The sequence below is a fragment of the Protofrankia coriariae genome (assembly GCF_001017755.1).
GTDB classification, from domain to species: Bacteria; Actinomycetota; Actinomycetes; order Frankiales; family Frankiaceae; genus Protofrankia; species Protofrankia coriariae.
In genome coordinates this window covers 69,992-93,358 of sequence record NZ_JWIO01000025.1, presented here as the reverse complement: position 1 = coordinate 93,358, position 23,367 = coordinate 69,992, and the positions used below count along the sequence as shown (strand labels likewise).

At 64.8% G+C, this 23,367-nt stretch carries 26 protein-coding genes and 2 pseudogenes; 21 read left to right on the top strand and 7 right to left on the bottom strand.

Annotated features, from left to right (window positions below):
• Positions 1–145: 145 nt before the first annotated feature.
• On the top strand, positions 146–298 hold the full coding sequence (locus FrCorBMG51_RS28370; RefSeq protein ID WP_157180523.1) for a hypothetical protein: 153 nt from the start codon (positions 146–148) through the stop codon (positions 296–298).
• A 672-nt stretch (positions 299–970) separates the two neighbouring features.
• On the opposite strand, the gene FrCorBMG51_RS15645 is transcribed toward FrCorBMG51_RS28370, so the two are convergent.
• A complete protein-coding gene (locus tag FrCorBMG51_RS15645) occupies positions 971–2,008 on the bottom strand; it encodes a DUF8189 domain-containing protein (protein ID WP_047223797.1) in 1,038 nt (345 codons plus the stop codon).
• A 664-nt stretch (positions 2,009–2,672) separates the two neighbouring features.
• Positions 2,673–3,694, bottom strand: a pseudogene (locus FrCorBMG51_RS33925) (integrase core domain-containing protein).
• A gap of 316 nt (positions 3,695–4,010) precedes the next feature.
• On the opposite strand from FrCorBMG51_RS33925, the gene FrCorBMG51_RS15635 reads away from it, so the two are divergent.
• The 10 genes from FrCorBMG51_RS15635 to FrCorBMG51_RS26935 all read left to right on the top strand — a co-directional run bounded on the left by FrCorBMG51_RS15635 (position 4,011) and on the right by FrCorBMG51_RS26935 (position 11,997).
• Positions 4,011–4,250 carry a DUF433 domain-containing protein gene (locus tag FrCorBMG51_RS15635; protein WP_047223796.1) on the top strand — a complete coding sequence of 80 codons (240 nt, stop codon included), beginning with the start codon at positions 4,011–4,013 and terminating at the stop codon, positions 4,248–4,250.
• Complete coding sequence (locus FrCorBMG51_RS29735) at positions 4,247–4,387, top strand: DUF5615 family PIN-like protein (RefSeq protein ID WP_200902459.1); 141 nt, start codon at positions 4,247–4,249, stop codon at positions 4,385–4,387. Before FrCorBMG51_RS15635 ends, FrCorBMG51_RS29735 begins: the two co-directional genes overlap by 4 nt.
• 10 nt (positions 4,388–4,397) lie before the next feature.
• Positions 4,398–4,601 (top strand): hypothetical protein, encoded by a 204-nt coding sequence (locus FrCorBMG51_RS29730; protein WP_175648478.1) that lies wholly within the window; start codon positions 4,398–4,400, stop codon positions 4,599–4,601.
• Positions 4,602–4,966: 365 nt separating this feature from the next.
• Positions 4,967–5,332: a type II toxin-antitoxin system RelE/ParE family toxin gene (locus FrCorBMG51_RS15625; RefSeq protein WP_043602838.1), complete on the top strand. Its 366-nt coding sequence runs from the start codon at positions 4,967–4,969 to the stop codon at positions 5,330–5,332.
• Positions 5,329–5,646 (top strand): helix-turn-helix domain-containing protein, encoded by a 318-nt coding sequence (locus FrCorBMG51_RS15620; RefSeq protein ID WP_047223795.1) that lies wholly within the window; start codon positions 5,329–5,331, stop codon positions 5,644–5,646. The genes FrCorBMG51_RS15625 and FrCorBMG51_RS15620 overlap by 4 nt, the downstream gene beginning before the upstream one ends.
• A gap of 313 nt (positions 5,647–5,959) precedes the next feature.
• Positions 5,960–6,355, top strand: coding sequence for a type II toxin-antitoxin system RelE/ParE family toxin (locus FrCorBMG51_RS15615; protein WP_047223794.1), 396 nt, complete (start codon positions 5,960–5,962; stop codon positions 6,353–6,355).
• Entirely contained in the window at positions 6,352–6,666 is a 315-nt protein-coding gene (locus tag FrCorBMG51_RS15610) for a transcriptional regulator (protein WP_047223793.1), read from the top strand. The genes FrCorBMG51_RS15615 and FrCorBMG51_RS15610 overlap by 4 nt, the downstream gene beginning before the upstream one ends.
• 894 nt (positions 6,667–7,560) lie before the next feature.
• On the top strand, positions 7,561–8,322 hold the full coding sequence (locus tag FrCorBMG51_RS28365; RefSeq protein ID WP_157180522.1) for a hypothetical protein: 762 nt from the start codon (positions 7,561–7,563) through the stop codon (positions 8,320–8,322).
• Between the two features lie 155 nt (positions 8,323–8,477).
• Positions 8,478–9,122 carry a DUF6338 family protein gene (locus FrCorBMG51_RS33920; RefSeq protein WP_420848632.1) on the top strand — a complete coding sequence of 215 codons (645 nt, stop codon included), beginning with the start codon at positions 8,478–8,480 and terminating at the stop codon, positions 9,120–9,122.
• Between the two features lie 901 nt (positions 9,123–10,023).
• A complete protein-coding gene (locus tag FrCorBMG51_RS26935; protein ID WP_047223792.1) occupies positions 10,024–11,997 on the top strand; it encodes an ATP-binding protein in 1,974 nt (657 codons plus the stop codon).
• A 143-nt stretch (positions 11,998–12,140) separates the two neighbouring features.
• On the opposite strand, the gene FrCorBMG51_RS15600 is transcribed toward FrCorBMG51_RS26935, so the two are convergent.
• From FrCorBMG51_RS15600 to FrCorBMG51_RS15590, 3 genes are read right to left on the bottom strand one after another with little or no spacing between them, the layout of a single operon-like run.
• The gene (locus FrCorBMG51_RS15600; protein ID WP_052914720.1) at positions 12,141–12,515 is read right to left on the bottom strand and encodes a gamma-glutamylcyclotransferase family protein; all 375 of its coding nucleotides are present in this window, start codon (positions 12,513–12,515) and stop codon (positions 12,141–12,143) included.
• Between the two features lies 1 nt (position 12,516).
• Positions 12,517–13,722 (bottom strand): hypothetical protein, encoded by a 1,206-nt coding sequence (locus FrCorBMG51_RS15595; protein WP_235433613.1) that lies wholly within the window; start codon positions 13,720–13,722, stop codon positions 12,517–12,519.
• Complete coding sequence (locus tag FrCorBMG51_RS15590) at positions 13,700–14,656, bottom strand: helix-turn-helix domain-containing protein (RefSeq protein ID WP_047223790.1); 957 nt, start codon at positions 14,654–14,656, stop codon at positions 13,700–13,702. Before FrCorBMG51_RS15590 ends, FrCorBMG51_RS15595 begins: the two co-directional genes overlap by 23 nt.
• Positions 14,657–15,264: 608 nt before the next feature.
• Here FrCorBMG51_RS15590 and FrCorBMG51_RS15580 point away from each other — a divergent pair.
• Positions 15,265–15,645: a hypothetical protein gene (locus FrCorBMG51_RS15580; RefSeq protein WP_052914719.1), complete on the top strand. Its 381-nt coding sequence runs from the start codon at positions 15,265–15,267 to the stop codon at positions 15,643–15,645.
• Positions 15,646–15,738: 93 nt separating this feature from the next.
• On the opposite strand, the gene FrCorBMG51_RS15575 is transcribed toward FrCorBMG51_RS15580, so the two are convergent.
• Positions 15,739–16,155 (bottom strand): helix-turn-helix domain-containing protein, encoded by a 417-nt coding sequence (locus FrCorBMG51_RS15575; RefSeq protein WP_047223789.1) that lies wholly within the window; start codon positions 16,153–16,155, stop codon positions 15,739–15,741.
• Between the two features lie 242 nt (positions 16,156–16,397).
• Here FrCorBMG51_RS15575 and FrCorBMG51_RS15570 point away from each other — a divergent pair, with 242 nt between their 5' ends.
• The 6 genes and pseudogenes from FrCorBMG51_RS15570 to FrCorBMG51_RS15545 all read left to right on the top strand — a co-directional run bounded on the left by FrCorBMG51_RS15570 (position 16,398) and on the right by FrCorBMG51_RS15545 (position 20,741).
• On the top strand, positions 16,398–16,820 hold the full coding sequence (locus tag FrCorBMG51_RS15570) for a hypothetical protein (RefSeq protein ID WP_047223788.1): 423 nt from the start codon (positions 16,398–16,400) through the stop codon (positions 16,818–16,820).
• Positions 16,817–17,101: a hypothetical protein gene (locus tag FrCorBMG51_RS15565; RefSeq protein ID WP_047223787.1), complete on the top strand. Its 285-nt coding sequence runs from the start codon at positions 16,817–16,819 to the stop codon at positions 17,099–17,101. The genes FrCorBMG51_RS15570 and FrCorBMG51_RS15565 overlap by 4 nt, the downstream gene beginning before the upstream one ends.
• Positions 17,102–17,209: 108 nt before the next feature.
• Entirely contained in the window at positions 17,210–18,736 is a 1,527-nt protein-coding gene (locus FrCorBMG51_RS15560) for an FtsK/SpoIIIE domain-containing protein (RefSeq protein ID WP_047223786.1), read from the top strand.
• Positions 18,733–18,942 (top strand): hypothetical protein, encoded by a 210-nt coding sequence (locus tag FrCorBMG51_RS15555; protein ID WP_047223785.1) that lies wholly within the window; start codon positions 18,733–18,735, stop codon positions 18,940–18,942. Before FrCorBMG51_RS15560 ends, FrCorBMG51_RS15555 begins: the two co-directional genes overlap by 4 nt.
• 37 nt (positions 18,943–18,979) lie before the next feature.
• A pseudogene (locus tag FrCorBMG51_RS15550) lies at positions 18,980–20,514 on the top strand (replication initiator); the annotation flags it as partial.
• Positions 20,515–20,546: 32 nt separating this feature from the next.
• Positions 20,547–20,741: a helix-turn-helix domain-containing protein gene (locus FrCorBMG51_RS15545; protein WP_047223784.1), complete on the top strand. Its 195-nt coding sequence runs from the start codon at positions 20,547–20,549 to the stop codon at positions 20,739–20,741.
• 28 nt (positions 20,742–20,769) lie between these two features.
• Here FrCorBMG51_RS15545 and FrCorBMG51_RS15540 read toward each other — a convergent pair whose 3' ends face one another.
• Positions 20,770–20,955: a helix-turn-helix transcriptional regulator gene (locus FrCorBMG51_RS15540; RefSeq protein WP_047223809.1), complete on the bottom strand. Its 186-nt coding sequence runs from the start codon at positions 20,953–20,955 to the stop codon at positions 20,770–20,772.
• Between the two features lie 6 nt (positions 20,956–20,961).
• Between FrCorBMG51_RS15540 and FrCorBMG51_RS32605 the strand changes: the two genes are divergently transcribed.
• From FrCorBMG51_RS32605 to FrCorBMG51_RS15525, 3 genes are all read left to right on the top strand, one after another.
• Positions 20,962–21,399, top strand: a complete 438-nt coding sequence (locus FrCorBMG51_RS32605; RefSeq protein WP_338052755.1) for a hypothetical protein — start codon at positions 20,962–20,964, stop codon at positions 21,397–21,399.
• Positions 21,400–21,691: 292 nt separating this feature from the next.
• Positions 21,692–21,901, top strand: coding sequence for a hypothetical protein (locus FrCorBMG51_RS15530; protein ID WP_047221502.1), 210 nt, complete (start codon positions 21,692–21,694; stop codon positions 21,899–21,901).
• The gene (locus FrCorBMG51_RS15525) at positions 21,901–23,325 is read left to right on the top strand and encodes a tyrosine-type recombinase/integrase (RefSeq protein ID WP_047223782.1); all 1,425 of its coding nucleotides are present in this window, start codon (positions 21,901–21,903) and stop codon (positions 23,323–23,325) included. Before FrCorBMG51_RS15530 ends, FrCorBMG51_RS15525 begins: the two co-directional genes overlap by 1 nt.
• Positions 23,326–23,367 lie beyond the last annotated feature (42 nt).

Below are 23,367 nucleotides of genomic sequence, written 5' to 3'. Positions count from 1 at the left end.
CATTTGACTTGACATCTACCGGCCGAACCGCTCTCGTGTTCCCCGTCCCGGAGCCAGAACTGGACGGGACGGGGAACACGAGGGGCAGGACAGACGCCCACGTCGCCCTCGGCGCCTGTGTGTGCGGACACCGGAAAATTCCTGTGTGTTCATCCTCGGCGAGTTCCAAGTTTTCGGAGAATCCGACCGGGAATCCGACCGTCGCAATCCTAACAATGCCCGGTCCGCGGTCACCGAACTGCTTGTTGTATCGTTGCAGGGCAACTACGAACTGGACTTCCGTACCGAAGCGGTGTGACCCGCTGCGATGGCGGGCGGAGGCTCTACTCGTGCCCCTTGAATGGAGAGATCTCCGACCTGCTGCCGCTTTGTCGGCATGAATTATCCCGAGTCCTCGCACCCTTCACTGATGTTGAAATCATGATGCCGGTCTGACCGAATCAGTAGTGGCGGTGTCCTCCGTCAGCTGTTTCGCATCCGGTGCTCGAGCCCGTGTCATGAGCCACCAGCCGGCGTGTTGTCGCAGCTCATCCCAGACGGGGTGTGGTCGGTCATCAGGGACCGTACCCGGGAGAGATCTTCCACTGTGAGCTGGATTTACCGCGGAAACGGACCCGGCGGTCCGGGCCGAAGCCCGCAAGTCCGCTGGCCAGTACACATCTTCACTCCGGCAGAGGTCGCCGGCGCCGGTCGGTGGTTGGTGACACGAACCCGAGAACCGGGCCGTCCGGGCGGCCGCGGCGATGGTGGTGGTGATGCGGTGCGCGCTGGTGGGGGCAGCCGGCCGCCTTGCTGGTTGAGGAGCAGCGCTGGGTCCTCGGCGCCGGGCCAGGCGCCGGGTTCGTCGAGCCAGCCGGCCGGGCCTGCACCGCATCGGAGATCCGCCGGCTGATCCTCCGCCTCCTGATCACCGGTTCAGCGGGGCTGTCATGTCCTGACTCCGCCGAACCGGTGATCAGGTCCCGCTGGGCTACGCCCAGACCTGACGCAGCAGCCAGAGGCTCTTGGCGGTGCCCGAGCCCTGGACGAAGACGTACAGGAGGTTGTCGCTGTTGGCGATCACAGCTTGGGGATGGACGTCGCCGATGACGCCGCCGAGGTTCTGGAAGTCGAGGTAGGCGGGCTGGTTCTCGGTCTGCTGCACCGCGACCCACAGAGCCTTCTCGTTCGCTCCCTTCACGAAGGCGTGCACGCGGCCGTCCTGGCCGAGGAAGGCGGTGGGCTCGCCGAGGATCTGGCCCTTGAGGGATACGGAGGTCTCGAAGCTGTCGTAGTCGGGTCGCTGGCCGACCCGCCAGGCGGCGCCGTCCGAGCCACGGTAGAAGATCTGTACGTGCGCGGACGCGTCCAGCGTCGCGGTGGGCCGGCTGGTCACGCCGGTGGTCTCGCTGCTGAACGCCTCCCAGGTGTCGGCGGAGTTCCACGATTTCTGCTGGATGGTGTAGAGGGTGTCGTTGCCGCCCTTGACCGCCACCACGATGCGGCCGGAGCCGTCCAGGGCGGGTGAGGGGGTGGCGTAGATGGCGCCGCCCAGCGAGGTGGGCTGGGTGTACTGTTCGTACAGCAGGCCCTGGTTGTGGATGTACCACAGGGCGTTGTCGCTGCCCCGGAAGAAGACCTGGATGCGGCCGTCGGCGTTCAGCGCGGCGGCGGGGTCGCCGCCGACGTTCGAGATGAGATCCACCGGGGCGCTGAAGCCGCCGTTGATGGCGTTCTGGGTGATGACCTCGATGTGGTTGTCCGGGGTGCGGTAGAAGACGCGGATCTTTCCGTCCTTGCCGCGGATGGCGTTGGGCGCACCGGCTACCCGGGAGCCCGTGTGCTGGATCCACCCGGCCCAGGTGCGGTCGCGCTGCTCGTACCTGCTCCACAAGGTGTTGCTGCCGCCCTGGACGAACACGGACACACGGTTGTCGGCGTTGAGGACGGCGGAGGGCACGTCGACGAAGCTGCCCTCCAGGTTGATCCAGCTGCCCCAGTTCGTGCCCGGTGTGGTGGAGATCGCCATGCCAGCCTCCTGGTCTACGAGCGTGCCGATCGCGGCGCATGGTCGCTCTGCGTGGTCGCGGTGCGTCGTTGCGCTGCGTTATCGCTCTGAGTGGTCGAACCAGCCGGGAACGTATCAGGGATACAGGGGAATAGGAATACTCCGGACAGGAACAGTCCGGTTACCAGCGGATGGCGGGAAGTGCCCGCTTGCACCGCATCCTGCCGAGGTCCGAACTCGGGCGACGTACCTGTGGGTGCCGATTAATCATCCGGCCTGGTCAGCCGGCATGTCAGTACTGGTGGAGGGTTCCCTCCACCAGCCGATCTTGTCGGTGGATCTCCAGGTTCCCGATCTGCTCCGGTTCGGGTGGTGGGCGGAGCGTGGCTGCTTGTCCGAGGGGTCGGTGAGGCCGATGCCCGTTGTAGAACATCTTGAACTCACGCAACGTATGGGGTGAGTCCCCCCGGGTGGCACCCGGCCCCACCCGCCGGCCCACAGCACTCCCACCGACGGCCACCAACAGCGATCTGCCATCACCATCAGCAACCACCGCCAACCCTGACTATCACCAACCCCGCGGGCCAATCCCACCCCGGCCGCACCCACCCTGTGGGGCTCCAAAATCCGGCTTTCTGCCTGTGAGCTGGTCTTTTACGGTCGACGTGATCTTCTGTGGGAGTAGTCAGGCGGCGTTACGGTACTCGTTGATCAGCCCGCCGAGGATGCGTGTGCGTCGGACGTCGGATCCCGGAGTCGGGGTGACGGCGGGTGGTGCCGCGTCGGATGGGTGTTGGTCGAGGGCGCGGTGGGGCCGGTGGGTGTTGACATGCTCGCCGTAGCTGGTGAGGACCGTCGTCAGGTGCCGTTCGGAGACGATCAACAGCCTGTCGGTGCATTCCCGGCGGGCGGTGCCGATCCAGCGTTCCGCGATCGCGTTCGCCTTCGGGCACTGTGGCGGTGTGCGCACCACGTCGATACCGGCCCCGGTGAAGACGGCGTCGAAGGAGGCCATGAACTTCGTGTCGCGGTCTCGGATAAGGAACCGGAACCGGTGGCCGTGCTCCTCGAGGTCCATCAGCAGGTTCCGTGCCCGTTGGGTGACCCAGGCTGCGGTCGGGTGCTTGGTGACGCCGAGGAGATGGACGTGGCGGGTGGCGTGTTCGACGACGAAGAACACGTAGATCTGCTGGAGGAACACGGTGTCGACGGTGAAGAAGTCGCAGGCCAGCAGGCCGGAGGCCTGCGCGGACAGGAACGTCCACCAGGAACCGTCGGCCCGCCGAGGCGCGGGATCGACGCCGGCGCGGTGCAGGATCCGCCAGACGGTGGCGACCCCCACCGGATAGCCCAGCCCGATCAGTCCGCCGTGGATCCGGCGGTGGCCCCAGGTCGGGTTCTCCCGTGCGAGACGCAGGACCAGCTCGCGGATCTCCCAGCGGACCGGTGGCCCCGCCCGGGCGGCTTTCGCGGGTAGGTCCATTTTCGTACGAGGAGTTCACGGTGCCAGCGCAGCACGGTGGCCGGGGTGACGAAGAACGAATCCCAGCGGGCCCGGGGGAGTAGCCGGAACAGGGCTGCGAGGATCACCCGATCCGCCGGCTCCAGCGCCGGACGGTGGACCTGCCGTTGCAGCACCGCCATCTGATGGCGCAGGACGAGGAACTCCACCTCGTGCGCAGCGTTCCTGCGCACGCGGAACACCATCAGCCCGAGAGTGTTCCGCGTCAGGGCGTAGAGCCCCGCACCGTGTGATCGGCTGCGGGGCTCTGACCTGCCTCAACCAGCGTGCGCTCGGAGGGACTCGAACCCCCAACCTCTTGATCCATAGTTAGATCTGGATCTTCCGCTGGCATCCGTGGACGTCCACCGCGTCCGCTGACCTCGCACGCTCCGTCCACCGTGGTCCATAGCTGTCTGTACTCGTCTGCCGGCTTGACTGTCACTTTGGCTGTCAGCCGTGCCACGTCCTGGACCACGGGACGGCCGGCTGATACTGAGATCCGGGCGCATACTGGGAGGCATGGCAGAAGATCTTCTGGCGCTTGTCGTGGCCGACCCGACGATCGGTCATGGACAGGCGTGCATCCGGGGGACCCGGGTGCCGGTGAGCGTTGTCCTTGACTGTCTCGCCGACGGTATGTCGGACAAGGAGATCGTTGCCGAGTACCCGTCGCTGACCGTGTCGGGGATCCGGGCCGCTGCTGCTTATGGCGCACGTCTGGCCCGGGAGGATCTCGTTCCGCTGCATACTGCCCCGTGAGGGTCAAGCTTGACGAGGGCCTGCCCGTCTCGCTCGCTGAACGGCTCGCCAAGTATGGGATCGACGCGGACACCGTGTTCGCCGAGGGCCTGGCAGGCCGCTCCGATCCTGATGTGCTCGCGGCTGCGGGTCGCTGAGAACCGCATCGTGTTCACTCTCGACCGCGGCTTTGGGAACATCCGCACCTACCTGCCCGGGTCGCACAGCGGGATCGTGGTCTTCCGGCTCGACAACCAGTCCGCATGTGCCGTGATCGCGGCTGTCGAGGATCTGATCACCCATCACGATCTTTCTGATCTTGTCGGTGCTGTGACGGTGGCCCACCGCGGCCTGCTCCGGATCCGCCGATAGGGCGGCTGGCCATGCTCCGCCACTGGAAACGTCTGGCGGGGTACAAACTGCAGTACTAGAGATCAAAAAAGACCAGAGCCCCGCGCCGTGTGATCGGCTGCGGGGCTCTGACCTGTCTCAACCTGACGTGCGCTCGGAGGGACTCGAACCCCCAACCCCTTGATCTGTAGTTAGATCTGGATCTTCCGTCGACGTCCACAGAGGTCCGCCCCGTCCGCTGACCTGGTGGGCTCTGCCCATGGGCGTCCACCAGCCTCCACCCTCGTCCGCCGGCTTGGCTGTCAACTTGGCTGTCAGTCGTTCTGACTATGGTCATCTTGGTGGTCTTCGCGGTGCCATGGTTTAGCGAGAGCTATACTCACTTGATGGACGGGCGGCAGTGGGACGTCTACCTCGTCAACGAGGTCCGTGACTGGATCGACGGCCTGGACGCCGCGACACACGCGCGGGTCGTCCAGGCGATCGACCTGCTCGCGGAGACCGGCCCCGGGCTGGGGAGACCGCTGGTCGACACGATCAGCGGCTCGTCGCTGCCGAACCTGAAGGAACTCAGACCGGGCACGGTACGGATCTTGTTCTGTTTCGATCCGTGGCGTTCGAGCATCCTGCTTGTTGCCGGGGACAAAGCCGGGCAGTGGAACGCCTGGTACGACGAAGCGATTCCACTGGCGGAGCAACGCTACAAGAGCTACCTGGTGGAACGCGGCCAGGAGGAGGGTGATCGGCGATGAGTGGTTACATACGGTGGGCTGATGTCCGTGCCGAGCAGGTCGCCCGGGCCGGTGGGGAGGAGGCGGTCGCCGCCGGCAAGCAGGAGCTTCTTGCGGTCGCGGTGGGGCACCGGCTTGCTGAGGTGCGTCGTGCGCGGGGTCTGACCCAGCAGCAGGTGGCCGAGCGGATGGGGGTGACCAAGGGCCGGATCTCGCAGATCGAGCAGGGCTCACTCTCCGGTCAGGACGTGGTCGCCAGATATGCTGCCGCCCTTGGTGGCCGGCTGCACCAGGCGATCTACTTTGACGACGGGGACATCGCCGCGATCGCCTGACCTGTTTCGTCGCCGCAACGCACCCGACGGCTTCCTGGGCTGAGGGCCGTTGCTACATAGAGATCTAGGGCCCCGCGCCGTGTGATCGGCTGCGGGGCTCTGACCTGCCTCAACCAGCGTGCGCTCGGAGGGACTCGAACCCCCAACCTCTTGATCCGTAGTTAGATCTGGATCTTCCACCGACGTCCGTGGACGTCCACGGCGTCCGCCGACCTGGTGCGCTCCGTCCACGGACATCCGCCAGTGTCCACCCTCGTCCGCGGAATCTTCCGGGATCACAGAGCGGATGTTTAGGTTGGGCTATAGTTGATCCATGTCGGCGGAGCCGCCTCATCGGTGGGCGATCAAGGTCGCGCCCGAGGTACGGGAGTGGCTGCGTGCGTTGCGCCAGACAGATCCGGGTGCCTACCGGTCGGTCAACGTGGCGATCGACATGCTCGCCGAGATCGGGCCTGGGCTCGGGCGTCCGCTGGTCGACACGCTGCAGGGGTCGACAGTCAAGAATCTCAAGGAGCTGCGTCCACGGTCGGGCCGTGATGTCGCGATACGGGTGATCTTTGTCTTCGACCCCTGGTCGCAGGCGGTACTGCTGGTCGCCGGCAACAAGGCTGGCGACTGGTCGCGGTGGTACAGGACAGCGATCCCCGCGGCTGAGGTCGCGTATGGCGGATGGCTGGCCGTGGAGAGGAAGCGGCGGGAGGGCTCATGACCGAGTTCCACGACTGGGACGACATCCGCGCCGAACTGCACGACGGCGACGGTGAGGCGCTAGCCGCTGAGCGGGCGCGCACCGAGGCATGGGTTAGTGCATTCCATCTGGCTGAGGAGCGCAGGCGACTGGGGCTGACTCAGCGTCAGGTGGCCGAGCTGATGGGTGTCTCCCCGGGCCGGGTTAGTCAGATCGAGAACGGTGATCTCGACGCCAACGAGGTCGCGACGCTGAGCCGGTACGCCCGGGCGCTGGGTGCCCGCATGCGGATAATCTTCGATTATGGCAACGACCTCCGCCAGATCGCCTGACCGGTCGTTGCCTTCCACGAAGCCCTGATCGTTTCCATCTGCAGTACGAATTGCAGTATTTAAGATCTTGAAAAGACCAGAGCCCCGCGCCGTGTGATCGGCTGCGGGGCTCTGACCTGCCTCAACCAGCGTGCGCTCGGAGGGACTCGAACCCCCAACCTCTTGATCCGTAGCCCTCGGCGCACCGTCTACGAACGTCCACCGCCGTCCGCCGGTGCAGGTCACAGGTTTGGTGATGTCCGCCAGCGTCCACGGACGTCCGCCCCCGTTGCAGTACAACTGCAGTACGACGCCCCTCCGGTCGCGGTCACGGTACGTCGTGAGCGCCGCGTGTCCCGCCCTGGACCACAGCAGCGAGCGGCACGACACTCGATGGCAAGCCGACCCTCACTGCAGGCGCGTCCTGCGCGTCAAGGAGCGGAAGCGGCGAGGCAGTCTCTTCCTTGGGTTCACCGACTACCCAATGACAAGAGCGGCTTGCTACGGCGGTAGTCGTCCATTAATCTCCGTTGTTCGGACTGTTCGCGATCCGGGGGCATCCGCCGTCATCTCTGGGCTTGGCTGTACGCGAATGGCGGCTGTACTGGGGGAGGCAGTTGGAGTGTGAAACCGCGGTGTCTACGAAGGGAAGAAGCCAGGCTGCCGCAGCAACCGTACGTGACTGTCTGAGGGCAGGCCAACCCGTCCCAGTAGAACCAGAGCGAATGCCAAGTTGGGCTGTATTCATCGCTCCGTGGATCCGGTATGATCGATCGATGGTAGCACCTTGAGGTGCTCGCGGAGAAATATACAGGAGGCGGGGTGGGTAGACCGGACTTTGCGGCCGGGGTGAAGAACGCTCTATTTACGCTCGCCCGGGGATATTGCTATGAACCTAGTTACAGAGAGCCGGTGATGAAGTTCGTCGATGGCGAACCTCTCACAAATGTTGATGTTGCGCATATCTGTGCGTTAGAACCGAGCGGAGCCCGCTACGACCCGGCGATGTCGCTTGCCGAACGTCAGGCTTTCGGTAACCTAATACTTCTTTGTACCGTACATCATAAGGTCATCGATCGAACCCCGACCCGAGACCGGTACCCGGCCTCTCTTCTACGTGAATGGAAAAAGAAGGCAGAAGGCGACCTGGGTAATCGCCTAAAGGCGTTGTCTGCGGTCACAGAACAGCGACTGGAAAATATGATAGGTGAAGCAGTAGAAGCGACTCGCGAGGGAATTGATGCCGCCCTCGACGACATCGCTACCACGAATCAGGAAATTGCATTCGCAATTAGAGAGCTGGTTTATGAAGCCTTTGATCGACCGCAGCTTGATGTCGATGCGATCGAGTTGCTCGCCCACTCGGCCCGTATGCTTGGCGGTCTTGAGGAAAATGCAATGACGCTTCACAGTGCGGCAAAAATGCTACAAGATATAGAGAATCATGCTTATTTGCTCGACTCTGCAGCGGACAAGCTGAAAAGAGTCGATGTTGATAGCTGGTCGGAGCGTCGCCAAAATAATTTTAATGTCGCGGATCGACAGATCGATTCTGCGTCAAGGGTGCCAGTAGTCAGATATTCCAGTCCCGATCGATGGATCTATTTCAGAAATGGCGTAATTCTTGGTGGTATGCTGTTCATCTCTCTTTGGATCTTCATGGTAACCCGCAAATGATCTAGCAGCGGATTCTGGCTCAACTCTAGATTTTTGACCACTGTCAGGTTTTACAGGTAATGGTTTACGACTTCTAGATTCTTTGTGATCTAGCTGATGTCCAATCCCACGGCTGGCCCCATTTTGGGGAGAATCTTAAAAGACAGAAAGGGAGCATGCCTGAGACTCTTCAAGCGTTGACGATCGCGACCGTAGCAGTCTTGCCAGGTGCAGCTTATACGTTTACCGTTGAGAGAATTGTAGGCGCATTTGGAAGCACCGTATCGGACAGAGTTATTCGATTCATTGCCGTTAGCGCACTGTTTCATGCCGTCTTCTCCGTGCTTACTTATATAATTTATTGTGACTATATCCATACCGGCAAGCTTGCGAATGGCAAGATATCGCTTTGGCTTATTGAGATAACGAGTCTGGCATACATACTAATTCCAATCTCGTGTGGCTTGTTTGTGGGGACGGCATGGCGTAAGAACTGGAGGTGGGTAAGGATCGTCACTGGTCCTGCTCCCGCGCCTCGCGCCTGGGATCATCTATTCGCGAGAGGTCCGCAGGGGTACATCAGAATTAAGCTAAAGTCCGGAATATGGGTCGCTGGATTCTATGGACCGAGTCCAACTGGCCTCAACTCGTATGCTGCGGGCTACCCGAGTGAACCCGACTTACTAGTCTCGCGTACAATAGAAGTAAATGGTGCGACCGGTGACTTCATACTAGAAGACGGACGTCCTAAGAGTAGAAACTCGGCGTTACTTCTTCGCTGGGAAGAAATTGAGCTTCTTGAGTTTGCGGAGGTAATATGAACGATCAATTCGAAAAAATATTGACACTTGATGAAAAGAGGGGTGGCTACCCGAGCTCGGGGAAAGTTGTCAACGAGCTTCCGCCTCCTCCTCCAGGACCTGGCCCTGGTTCAGAAGGCGGATCGGGTGCTTCGTCTTCAGAACAGGGTGACTCACGATGAGCGAGTCTGAGCGAGACCTTGCGATTACAGGAGTGCCGGATGGTGTTGGTGATGCTATATTGGGTGGCGGATACCCAGCCAAGGGTGAATTAATTTTTTCCCTGCCTGATCCTCCCATTGGGACTGCCCCGGGTATGCCTGCGGAGAGCACGCCACCTGCTTCGCAGGCAACTTCTTCGGGTGAAAACCAAGCATCTCCATCCGTATCTGCCACCGATTCTCGGCCGTAATTATTCCACAAGAAGCCAGCTTAGATATTCTTTGCTTTGCTGGCTTTTGCCGCTCCCCTTGCACGCGCGCCGGGCGGCACAGAGTTCGGTAGCGCGATTTTTTGTCCGGATCCCAAGTGCGGGTCTGCGGGGTGGCGGGTCGGCGACGCGCCCGGCCCCCAGGCCGCGCGCAGGCGGTCGCGCGGCCTGGCAGCATCGAACGCTGCCACAACGGTTCCAGCGGCGGACGGCTGGCCCGCCCCGCGTACAGCCACAAGATCGACCCACGCCGTTGGCTGACCCCCACGCTCGTCGTGCCAGATCACAGCCCTGCCTGCGTCTACCGGCATCCATCACAGTTCGCCGGCGGACGCGGGCTTGACTTGTTCGGCGTCGGGGCCGGTCGCCACGTTACATGCCTACATGTCCGAGGTTCGTTGTAACGTGATCCTCCATGAGAAGATCCGGGGGCTTACGTACAACCACCCGCGTCGGAGGACATGCGGCCCTTGAGCTGATGGGATTTCGATCATGACCGACTATCATCTTGAGGTCGGAGAATCCAAGATTCGCCAATATGCAAATAGAAAGCCTATAGACGCGGTTGCGGAGCTAGTCTGGAACTCCCTGGACGCCAATGCAAAGAAGGTCCGAATAGACTTTAAAAGAACAGCAATGCAAGCTCTCGAGCGGATTCTTGTCATTGACGACGGCGACGGCATAACTCCCGAACAGGCTCGAAGCTCATTCCTAGAGTACGGCGATACATGGAAAGCATTTCGAACTCACACCAAGGGCAATCAAAGAATCCTTCACGGTAAAAAGGGCGAGGGGCGCCTTTTTGGTTTCGCCTTGGGGAGTTTCCTAACCTGGGACTCGATAGTAACGATTGATGGAAAAAACTATCGTACGAAGATCTACGCAGAAACATCGCGCCCTACGCATTGGCGCATCGACGAGCCTGTTGCGACCTCCGATCCTACAGGGACCACTGTCACAATTCTGGTGCCACAGGGGAAAAGGCTGGGGTCCCTTGAAGTGCCAGAAGCTAGATCTAACCTCACGGCGCGCCTTGCTTTCTACTTGAGAGCCTACAACTTTGTCTCTGTCATCTACGATGGCAAGGAACTCGACGTCGAGTCGATAATTAGCGAGATCGTTGATCTGCAGATCGACTTGCCCTCTGAGTACGCGGAAGATTCTCGACCCCCATTCGTGACGTTTGTAGAGTGGAAAGAGCGAACGCGCAACCGTAAGCTGCTGGTCTGCAACGCAGATGGAATCGCACTCGCCGAACACGGGCAGGACTGGACCGAGCCAGTTGTTTCTTTCACTCCCTATCTAAGATCGGATCGATTCAATAATCAGAGCAGCGAAGAACTTCACCTTCTGGAGATGAGTCATTCACCGCTTCTCTACGCTGCGGAGAAGGCGATACGGAAGCATCTTTCTAAACGACACAAAGAAATTTCAGGCCAGGTCGTACAGCAGTTGAAGGACGAGGGGATTTACCCCTACATCGGGGCTGCTAGGGACGCTACAGAAGTCGTAGAACGGCAGACTTTCGACTTAGTAGTAACTGTTGCCAGGTCGGCCTTGCCTGGAAAGGGTGATCCGCGAAAGCTGTCCGTAAACCTAATTAGGTCCGCACTAGAGAGCAACCCTGGTTCTCTCCATGACATACTAGAAAAGGTCTTGTCGCTCACCCAGGAGGAGCGGGACCACCTTTCGCACCTCCTGGAACAAACGGAACTGACAAACGTAATTAGCGCAGCAACAACTGTCACAAATCGGCTGAACTTTATTGGTGGGCTTCGTAAGATCTTCGCAGATAGAGATGCAAGAGTCGAGCTACGCGAGGTAGACCAGCTTCATCCGATGGTAGCGCGCAACCTTTGGCTGTTCGGCGAAGAATGGACACTCGCTCGTTCGGAGATAGGATTGACGTCTGCACTGGCCTCGCACTTGCATCTTTTAGGCGACGAGATTGTACTTGAAGCAAACCTAAAGACAGTCCGGCGAGAGGATGGACGCACAGGCCGCGTAGACATTCTTCTTTATCGTGGCATCGGGGACGAGCGTCAGAACGAACGGCTTATCGTGGAGCTGAAGCGGCCGTCACTGCCTGTTGGAAAGGAAGAACTCTATCAGATTAAATCATACGCTCGTGCGATCGTAGAAGATCCACAGTTCCGAGGTACTGCATGCAAATGGAAATTCGTACTTGTCACCTATGACACTCACACGGAGATTCGCCGAGATATCAGGCAGGTAGGGAAAGCGCCGGGCCTTGCCGACGATCAGGACGAGTACCAGGTTTGGGTGAAGACATGGGGAGAAATCTTTGACGAGACCGAGCGGAAACTGTGGTTCTTCCGGGAGCAGTTGAAGTTCGAAGCTACCGACGACAGAGTTACGCAATACCTTCGCAATAGCTACGATAAGTACATTCCCGAGAGTCTACGCGGGGCAGAAACGGCTTCCTCGGCCCGAACCGAGGAGTGAGCCGAGGATGACCTTGCCGCACGTGGTGCGGGGTGGCGACGCGCCGGCGAGCATGGCGCGTCAGCGCCACGCGCAGCCGTCGCGCGGCGCGGCCCACGTCACGCGCTTGATCTCTAAATCGAGGGATTCGGCAACGTGCAGGCTTACTGGGTGGTGTCGTGGTGCTGGCGCCAGCGTGTGCAGTTGGTGAGGTAGGCGGGTAGGTGCTGCTCGGCGAAGGTGTCCGGGTTCCATACGGTGGGTTCGACGGTGGTGGGGTCGTTGGTGGCGTAGGTCCAGGCGTGGTCGGGCTGGTGGTCGGGGATTGTGACTCGGGTGAGGGTGTAGAAGTCGGCTTCGAACGCGTCGAGGGTGTGCCATTCGGCGGCGGTGAGGTCGTCGAGGAGTTGTCCGGACGCGGTCGCGTCGGGGTCGGGGATGAGGGCGGGGTAGACCCGTCCGGGGAGAGCTGCGACACGCCATCCGGGGACGATGGTGGATGTGCGGTGGGGGTCGCGGTCGATGAGGGTGTGGACCACGTCAGGGAACAGGAGTGTTCCGTAGACGAACAGGGGTGCCGGGTCCGCCGGGAGGGGGGCCAGCCGGCCAGAGGTCGGCAAGGTCGGTCGGGGTGAGGGGTTGTTGGTAGGCGGCATGGAAGACCTTTCCTACGGTGGTGGTGTCGGCGGTGTCGGCGAGGGTGACGAACCAGTCGATCCCGGCCGGGTAGGACCACAGGTAGGAGCGCAGGAGCGGGTCTGCGCCGCGGTCGGTGAGGATGTCGGCAATCTGGGTGTCGTCCCAGAACGGCACCCGGACGCGGGCGTGCGCGGCACAGCCGGCGACGGTAACCCCGGTGTTGATGGCCTGGTGCAGTTCGGCGCGGACGAGCTGAAGGTAGTGGTCGAGACGGACCCGGGCGATGAGCGGTTCGTCGGCGGCGGCGACGAACAGGGGGAGGGCTTGGGCGAGTCCTTCGAGCAGGATTTGATGGGGTGCGTGGACGGACAGCAGCCGCACCCACGGCACGTCATTACCGGCGCAGTGTGCGGCGTAGCTGGCGCTTTGGAGGGCGTGGCCGAGGATTTCATGCAACGCGAACTGGCGGATGCGGACCTGGGTGAAGGTGGCGTTGCGGAGGTTGAACCGTAGCCGTACGTTCTGGCCGGCGCCGTCGAGCCAGTACGACCAGTAGGCGTCCACATCCACCGTTTCGATGGCCAGCGTGTACGGTGCGGCGCTGCCCACGAGGGTGCGCACGGCGGGTTCGGCGTTGGTGGCGGCGGCGCGGATGAGCTCGGGGGCGTCGACCGGATCGACCGGGATTTCGGCGGCGGTCAGATCGGCGCCGGTATTCGGCCCCCACCCGATGCCGAGGGTGGCGAGGCTGGTGCGGGCGCGGTCCCCCACGGCGGTGACGTACTCGTCGGGCCATCCTGCGGCCGGGCATCCCTGCGTGCGGGTGACGTAGCTGTCCAGGTCGGTGCGGACGCCTAGCAGGGCGTCCAGGTAGGCGAGGTGGGCGGCTGTCCGCTGGCTGAGCGCCGGGTTGTCCTCGGCCAGGGCGCGGCGGTGCAGGTCGGTCAGGCGGGCATGGACGTCTAGGCGGTTGCCGGCCGGGGTGACCGGTTCGCCGGTGGGGGCGCAGTCGTAGTCGATGATCGCGGGTGCGCCGCGGGTCTGTTCGTAGGCGTCCCAGGCCCGCAGGACGGTTTCGATGTCGTCACGCAGGGGCACGGGTGACATCCCAGCGGAGGGTGACGGCCTGGCCGGGGCCGAGATCGCGACGGACCAGCTCGATGATGATGTCCGTGCCGTCGCTGGTGACGGTCAGGCTGTCGGTGGCGGTGACCTCGTAGCCGTCGGCGTATTCCTCGGCGGCGGTGCAGCGGGTGAGACTGGCCGCGCCGCGGTGACGCAACCGGATCGTCAGGATGCCGGTGGGACGGGTGATGGACTGCCGCCAGTAGTGATCGGAGACGAACTGTCCGCCTTCGCAGGTGTAGCCGACGGACGCCGAGGCACCGGGCTGGATCGCGGGGAAGATCTGACAGGCAAACTTGGCCATCGACGGGGTGTCGTGGATCCGCTGGATGATGACGTTGTGCCCGTCGCTGGGCAGCGCGGTGAGGGCCAGCGGGCCGCGGGTGTTCTCGAACCACAGCTCGCGGGCCAGGCGGGTCAGCGGCCGCGGGCCGGGGTTGAACAGGTCGTGGCGGTAGGTGATCGTCGCCCAGCCGTCCACGGCGATGTCGAGATCGACGGTCAGGCTGTGGTCCTCGGCGCCCCGCGGAGGCTCGTCACCCGACGGCGCGGCGGGTGGCGTCTCGTGAACGGGCGCGGACACTGCGGGCGGCTGAGCGGGGACCGTACCGGTTGACGTGACCTCTTCCCACGGGCGGGGGGCCAGGCGCAGGGCGGCGCCGGGGATGCGCAGGGCGTCGGCGATGCGTTCGATCAGGTCGATGGAGACGATGCGTTCCTGCCCGCGCATGATCCGGCTGACCCGGCTTTGAGTGAGCCCGTCGACCGGGGAGGCGATGCGGTCCTGACTGGCGCCGTCGTACTTCTTCAACAGCCGGAAGATGGTGGCGAAGTCGCGGGCGTGCAGCGCCGCGCGCATGTCGTCCCGGTCGAGTAACTGCGGGGAGACGGTGTAGGGGCCGGTGGTGGACGGCATCTCGCCTTCTGTTGGTGGAGCCGACAGCCGGGGTCAGCGGTGTGCAGGACGGCATGCTGACAGTAGCGCGTCCATGCCAGGTTGGTATGGCACCGGTGCGGCATTCCGCCGGTTGTGTACCGGTCACCAACCGCCTTCCTGCGGCTATCCGGCCGGACGGATCACACCGACGCCGTATGCGGACTTGGCGTTTCGCGGGTGGCATGCCGGCGGTGAGCCTGGTGTCCAACCGGTCCGGTTCCGCGTCGAGTGCGTCGTCTCCGCGGGGCCGGGCCGGCGTCCAGAAGCCGACGATGGGATGGGACGGTGGAGCCGGTGACGACGGCCGAGGCGGGCACGGTGGACGGCGGGCGGGATGGGCGGGTACCCCTGCTGTACGGGGTGATCCGCTTCGAACCGGGAGGGGAACGACGGGTCCGCGACACGACGATCACGTTTGATTCTCCCGGGTCGGCGGAGCTGTTCGCCATCGAGCAGGGCTGGCACGACTATCAGGTCACGCCGCTGTTCTTCTTCGTCGACGCCGTGACGCCCCCGGCGGGTAGCCGGATGCTGCTGGATGCGGCGCTGGCACGGGCGGCACGGCGGNGGCGGGCGGGTGGCCGCCGGTGAGCAGGACGCGGCGGGCGGCCGGAGCGGGCGAGTATGCGGTGACGGTCCCACCGGCGGCGCGTCCGGCGGACCTGCTGCGGATGTGGGCGACGCTGCCGGACGATGTGCGGTTCGTGGAGGCGTTCGGGGACGTTGAGGTGACCTTGCTGTTCCAGCCGGTCCAGCCGGTCCAGCCGGTGGACGGTCCGCGGTCCTGCCGGGAGGTACCGGATGCGGCTGGTGGGGCGGTCCTCGGGCTGCCCGAGGACACGCCGCGGGCGGCGGCGTGGATGACCTCGGGTGAGCGGACGGCGTACTGGGCCGGGCGGGTTGAGGCGTTGGCCGCGGTCCGCCGCGCGTTGGCGGTGGTGCTGGTGCCACCGGCCGCACCGGACTGATCGGATGCGGTAGAGGCGGCCGTCAGGCCGTATGGCACAGAGGGGCTGAGCCCGGGACACGGGAGAGAGCGTGTCCGCCGGGATCAGCCCCTTTTACGCGTTCTCGGAGGCGGTGTCGCGTTCACCGATGATCTGTTCGACGGTTTCCAGTCGGCGGTCGATGTCGATGAGACGGTCCTCGATCCTGCGCAGGGTGCTGGTGACCGGCTCGTCGGCGCTACCGGGCGTGCCGGGCGGCTGGCCGGTAAGCAGCACGGTTATCAGGTAGTCGTCGGGCCAGTCGAGCGCGCGGGCGAGCGCGGTCAACGTCTTGTTCTGGAACCGGCGTCCGGTGCCGTGCTGGACGAGCCGGACCGTGGACACCGACACCCCGGACGCTTCGGCGAGCTGCTGTTGGCCGATGCGGCGGGCGGCCATCCGGGCGTTGAGTGCCGCCGCGACGGCGGCCCAGTCCTCGCCGTCGACCGGTCGACGGGCGGTATAGACCCGAGAGGTATTCCGGTCAGTCATGGCCCGCATATTAGCGGGATAGCAAGCGAGATTTCGACGGAACCCCGGTGTCATACCAGGTCGGTATGAACAAGTGGCTTTCGCATCGCCGGTCAGACTGATTCGGTATGGCTCTTATACTGGGGGCGCATACGCCGGTTGTATACGGGTTGAGTAGCGGTTGCCAAGTGGTCCACTGTGTATCTCGGCAGGCCGGGCGGTCACCCACGACAACCCGGCAGGAAGGCGAGAGGCAGACGACGATGGCGATACCGCGACGGATTCCCGTGGCGTTCGCGGCCGTGTTCCCCCACGGCGCGTACGTGCTCGGGGTGGAACCGGCCAGCGACTATGAGAAGAGCAAGGCGGGCATCCTGGATGCGCAGGAGCGGGACAAGGACACCGGCGAGTTGGTGTGGGTGGCACGGGTGGTGGACGCGGATCCCAAGGCGCGTGCGGGGTCGGCGGAAGTGAAGGTGAAGATCTCATCTCCTGTCCGGCCGGTGCCCCCGGAGCCGATGCCGGGCACGCCGTTCCGGCCGGTGGAGTTCGACGGGCTGACGCTCACACCGTGGGTGAGCACGAACGGTACCCAGCCGCGGCAGGAATTCGCGTTGCGGGCAACCGGCATGCGACCGGTCCGGACAACGGCCGGTGGGCGGGGCTCGACGGGGGCGGCGGCATGAAACGATCCCAGGAGCGTTCGACGTCGATTGTCTCCCTGCACGTCGGGCCGGACGCGTCGGTGACATGCCGTTCCCACGACCACCGGCCACCGTTCCTCATGCTGCGTGTCGGTGGAACCTCGGTGAACCTCACTACCGCGGGCCGGGCGGTGACCCGCACTCATATCGCGTTCGCATATGCACTGCGAGATGCCGTGAACGATTTCCTCATCGAATGCGAAGCGCTCCGTCTGCCGGACGACTCCGAAACATTCGGTGATGGCCCGGCGATAGCGGCCTGATCCGCGGTCTTCTTCTCGACGGTCCGGGACGGCTGTAGAACGCGGCTGGCCAGCCTCCCGGACCTCGGTCTTCTCTTTTCTTCTGATGCAGGGTGGGTGTGATCTGTCATGGCCAGAATCAACGGCTCCCGGCCGTTTCCCGAAATACCGACCCGGCATCCGAAAGTCGACGTGCCGCTGTGGGTGGTGCTGGTCGGGCTGGCCGGGCGGATATGCGCCCGGCTGGTGCTCTTTGTGCTGCGGCATCCGGTGCTGGTGGGTCTGTTGCTGACGGTGGCGATGATCCGGGACCGGTGGGGGCTGGCCGGGTTGGGCCTGGTGCTCCTCGCCGTCGTGGTGCTGGCGGTGGGGTGGCGGCTGGCGCACCGCCGGTCGTTCGCCTGGCTGGCCCGCTGGCTGCGTGGCCGGCTGCGGCTGCTCATCGTCTACCGGTGGCGGTGGCGGCCGGTGATGGTGCACACCGGGCTGGCGATCCGCATTCCGGTGTCCAACGGTGACCGGGTCGCCTTCGCCGAGACCTTCCCCCGCATCCGGCAGGTCCGTTCCGACCGGTGGGCCGACCGGCTACGGGTCGAACTGCTCTACGGGCAGACCCCGCAGCAGTGGGCGGAGCAGGCCGAGGCGTTGCGGCAGGCGTTCCGCGCGCAGGCATGCCGGGTCCGCCCGGATACCCGGGTGGGGTACATCTGGCTGGACTTCACCCACCGTGACCCGCTCGCTGACCTCGTTCCCCCGGCCGATCTCGACGGCCCCGACGCGGACGACGATGGCGGAGACGGTGACGGTTGGGATGACGACGCTCCGGTGGACCTGGCCGGGATTCCAGTGGGCCGGCGGGAGGACGGCCAACTCTGGCGGTTGCCGGTGCGCGGTGCGCATGTGCTGGTGGCCGGGGCGACCGGGGCGGGTAAGGGGTCGGTGCTCTGGTCGACGATCCGTGGGCTTGGCCCGGCGGTGCGTGCCGGGCTGGTCGAACTGTGGGTAGCCGACCCGAAGGGCGGGATGGAGCTGGCGTTCGGCCGGGGCATGTTTACCCGGTTCGCCACCGACACGGCCGGCATCGCCGACCTGCTCGATGACGCGGTATCGGTCATGCGGGAGCGGGCCGGACGGTTGCGCGGGGTTACCCGGCTGCATACCCCGACCGTGGACGAACCGCTGATCGTCGTGATCGTCGATGAGCTCGCCGCGTTGACTGCCTATGTCACCGACCGGGAGCTGAAGCGGCGGTTGTCCGCCTCGTTGCCGCTGTTGCTGTCGCAGGGCCGGGCGCCCGGGGTGGTGATGATCGGGGCTGTGCAGGACCCGCGTAAGGAGGTGCTGCCGTTTCGGGATCTGTTCCCGGTGCGGGTGGCGTTGCGGCTGACCGAAGCCGACCAGGTAGATCTTGTTCTCGGGGACGGCACCCGGGATCGCGGGGCACGGGCGGAGGAGATCCCCGAGGGGCTGCCCGGGGTCGGCTATGTGCTCGCCGACGGGCAGGCCGACCCGGTGCGGGTGCGGGCCGCCTGGATCGACGACGCCGAGATCTCCCGGATGGCGCACCGCTACCAACCACCGGTCACCGGTGCGACGTTCGACTTCGATGATCGCGACGGGGGTTGGACCCCGGACATCAACGGCTGGGCGGCATGACCGAACCGGATCGCTACGCCCCGGTGTACGTGCTGCCGGTCTGCTCCTGGTGCCGGCATCTGTGGGTGGCACACCGGGGCGATGCCGGTTGCCGGGCGCCGGTCGGGCGGGGGCGGGTGTGTGGCTGCCGGGAACCGCCCCCCGACGATCCCGACGGCGGCGGCCAGGAGCACGACGAGCACGGACAGGAGGAACAGGCAGCGTGACCGAGTCGAGCACTGAGCCTNGAAAATCGACACCGTCACCGGGGAGAGCGAAACCGTCCCGGTGCCGTGCGGGGCCACGTTGGCATCGAAGTGCCCGCCGTGCGCGGACCGGGCACGCAAGCTGCGGATGGCGCAGTGCAAGGCCGGTTGGCACCTCGACGACGAACCGCTCCCCGACCCGGACCCGCCCGGCGACGACGCGAAAACCCTTGTCCAGCTCCGCGCCGATCTCGAAGCCGTCCGCGTCGACGCGGTCACCGGCCACGACGTGGAGCAGGTCACCGAGGTGGATGATCTGATCTCGCAGGTCGACGCCGCGTTGACCGACCTCGGTGTCCGTGGGAAGACCGCCCCGGATACTCGGGATCGGCCCCGGCGGACCCGGTCGACGAAACGGCGGCAGGATGCCCCGGACATGCCCCGGCTGCCGGTGGAGCGGCGCACCGTGGGGCGGACGTTCACCGCGGCGGACGGCACGGTGTGGCGGCCGTCGATGTTCCTGACGTTGACCTGCGACTCGTACGGGCGGGTGACCAGCGACGGCACGCCGGTGGATCCGGAGNGGCCGTCGATGTTCCTGACGTTGACCTGCGACAGCTACGGCCGGGTGACCAGCGACGGCACCCCGGTGGACCCGACGTCGNCAGAACCTCCGCCGCGCGGTCGGCTGGGACGTCCAATACTTTGCCTGCCTGGAACCGCAACGCCGGNCTGCACGCGGCGATCCGCGGCACGATCCCACGGGTGCTGCTGCGGCAGGTGGCGGCGGCGACGTACCACCAGGTGTGGTGGCCGGCATGTGACCGGCCGGTCTACGCCCCGGGCCGGCTACCGGTCTGGGAGGAGCGGGCCGGCAGCTACGTCGACCCGGACACCGGGGCACCGCTGCCGACCTGGGATGCGGCGCTGGACGCGCTCGGGGAGGATGCCGAACCCGCGCACGTGGTCCGGTTCGGGGTGCAGGTCCGCGCGGACGGGGTGACCGCGAACAACGCGAATACCGGCCGGCTGATCGGCTACCTGACGAAATATTTGACCAAGAGTCTGGACGCCTGCCACGCGGCGACCAGCGACGCGCAGCGACAGCATGTGGACCGGCTCGCCGACGCGCTGCGGTACGAACCGTGCTCGCCGACATGCGCGAACTGGCTGCTCTACGCCGTCCAGCCGAAAAACCCACGGGCCGGGCTGGTACCGGGACGGTGCCGGGGCAAGGCCCACCGGCGCGAAACCCTCGGCTTCGGCGGCCGACGGGTGCTCGTCAGCCGGAAGTGGTCGGGCAAGACGCTGACCGATCACAAGGCCGATCGGGTCGTCTGGATCCGCGAACAGCTCGAAGCGCTCGGCCAGGTTGCCACCGGCCCGGCGACCGCGACTGGTGCTGACCCGGCGCGGACGGTGTGGACGCTGCTCCGGCCCGGTGATCCAGCCGTCCCACGCCGGGAACATCTGCTGCTGCGTGCGGTCGCGGACCGCCATCGGTGGCGCGCTCAACTGGACGCGGCGCGGGCAGCGCGCGGACATCCCGACCCGATTTCGGCAGCCGACCCCGGCATGCCCCGCGCGGCCTGAGTCCTCGATCTGACGACTACCGGAGAGGAACCGTGCACAAGCTTCTTCTCACCCCGGCCGAGGCGGCGGCTGAGCTGCGGGTGAGCCGCGCGAAGCTCTATCAGTTGATGAAGGCGGGGTTGATCGACTCTGTGTTGATCGACCGGTCGCGGCGGATACCGCGGGCGGCGCTCGTCACCTATGTTGATCGGCTTCGCGGGCGTGATGGCGATGAGAAAGCAGCGTGAGTCAGTGACGGCGCGGGCTCCACCGCGGTCACTCGCGGTCGTCGCCGGTCGTGTCGGGTCGGTGTTCGGCAATCCAGCGCTCGATGTCCGCGGTTTCCCAGATCCGGCCGGCGGCGAGTTCGGCAACGGGCTTCGGGAACGTCGGGTCCTGCGCAAGCTGGCTCACGCGCTGACGGCTGATCCCGAGTCGTTTTCCGATCTCCGCGGCGCCCATGAGGTGATGCACGACAGAAGATTACTTGACGGTTGCCTAGTTCATCCCGCAGACTCGACGCGAGCTAGGCAACCGTCAAGAGGACGGCGGTCCCGGTGGGTGCGGGAACACCACACCGGGACCTTGATCCCGACCCTTCACGTCAAGGGAGCGAGACCCATGCCCATCATTCCGCCTGCCCACGGCCCATGGCGCACCCCGTCCGGCCAACCGCCGTTCGTGACCGTTCGGCGGTCTCACACTGGCGACTGGGAAGTAACCGTCCGGCCGGGCGCAGACCCGGTCGACGTGAGCTCGGCGCTCGTCGCGCTGCCGGTGGACACCGTGTTCACCGAAGCTCTCGGGGACGTGGACATTATCCTGATCTTCCGGATGATTCCCGGATCACCGGCGCTGCTGCCAAAGGGAATCGGGAACCCGCCGGTTATTCCGGCCATGCGCTGACCCGCGCGGTTCTTTTCCCCATTTCTTTCCTGTTCCTCTGGTAGGCGTCTTTCCTGTCGGGGAGCCGGACGGGTCCAGGGTCGGCGTAGCCGATCACGTAGTGACGCGTCAGCGCCCTGGATAGTGACGCGTAGCGCCCTGGACGCGGCCGGTTCCCCGGCAGACCCTCCCACGCCCAGAGGAACGGGCCATCTACGCCACGGGACGTGAATACACGGCGTTTTCTAGCGCTTCTTCCGTGTCCTTTCTTTTCTTCTCTGTTTCGTTTTCCGGCAAGGAGTGATCTTTCGTGTTGCCTGAACCCGACGACGGACCGCGGACGGTGTCCGTGATCGCAGCTCTGCATGAGCATCTCGACCGCGCCAACCGTGGTCAGGGCCGCTGGTTCGAGGACTCGACCGGGCACGAGGTGTTCGCCTGCGACATGGGCGACAGCCGGTACGGCTGCCCGTGGTGTGACCGGATCGCCTGGCCGGACGGCAACCCGTTGGACGGTGCCTGATGGCCGCAGGGAAGGGAAGCCGGAGAGGGAACAACGAGGGGTCGGCGTACCGGTACCGCAACGGCTGGGCCGGTCAGGTCAGCATGCCGGACGGCACGCGCAAGACCGTCTACGGCAGGACGAGAGACGCTGTCCTCGATGAAATCAAGAAGGTGCGCCGGGCTATTGATGACGGCGTGCCGGTGGTCACCACCCGGATGACGGTCGGGGAGTACCTCGAACAATGGGTAACGGTGGTGCTGCCCTCCCGGGTGGTGGCGGGCACATTGGCGGAATCAACCGCTGAATCGTATGAGCTGCTCGTCCGGCTCCACATCATCCCGGTACTGGGCCGTCACGAACTGCGGAAGCTGTCGACAGCGCATGTCCGGCAGTGGATGACGGCGAAGCTCACTGAACCGTCCGCGGCCGGTGTCGCCGCTCGTCGGCGGCGGGAGGAGGAGAAGGCACGCCGGGCCGCGGAGAAGGAAGCGCAGAAGCAGGTTGTCGGGACCGATCGGCCACAGCGACCACGTGGGCGCAAGCCTGGAAAGCCGAAGCGGGTTCAGACCCCTGAACCGAAGCCGATCAAACCGCTGTCGGCGCGCAGCGTTCGTTACCTGCTGACGATCCTGCGGCTGGCGTTGAAGGATGCCGTCCGGGAGGAACTGTTGGTCCGTAACGTCGCGGACCTGGTCCAGCCGCCGCGCAAGGACGATGCGCCGGTACGGGCGCTGACCGAGGCGGAAGCGGGCCGGGTGCTGGCGGTGGCGCTCGTCGATCGGCTCGCCGCGCTGTGGATGATCATGTTGGCGCTGGGCCTGCGCAAGGGGGAGGCGCTCGGGCTGCGCTGGGATGTCGTCGATCTGGACGCGGGCACGGTCCAGATTCGCCGCAAGCAGCGGCGGCGCCTTGTCGGCGTCGATCCGGACACGGGCCGGAAGCGGTGGGAGCTGGTCGAGGATGACCAGTTGAAGACCAAGGGGTCGAAGGCGACCCTTGCTCTGCCGGAGATGGTCGTTGTCGTGCTCCGCGAGCACAAGGCGCGGCAGAGCGCGGCGAAAGAGGCGGCGAAGGTCTGGCACGATGACGGCCTGGTGTTCACCACGGCCACCGGCCGCGGGATCCAGCCGCGGAACGTCAACCGCTGGTGGGACAAGGTCTGTGCGGATGCGGGCGTCCGCCGGACTCGTGTTCATGATCTCAGGCACACATCGGCCACGCTCCTTTTCCGTGCCGGAGTGGACCTCAACGAGATCCGGGCGTTGCTCCGCCACACGCGCATTGCCACCACGGCGGACATTTACATCGATGTCCTCGAAGACGTCCGGCGTGGGACGGCGGCGAGCATGGATACCATCCTTGACCGGCTGTTCCCGCCCACCCGGCCGGATGCTACGGAAAGTGACGATGATGCGGGTGGTGTCGGAGTGTCTGAGAGCTGATCGTTTCCAATTGCAGTACAAACTGCAGTACTAGAGATCAAA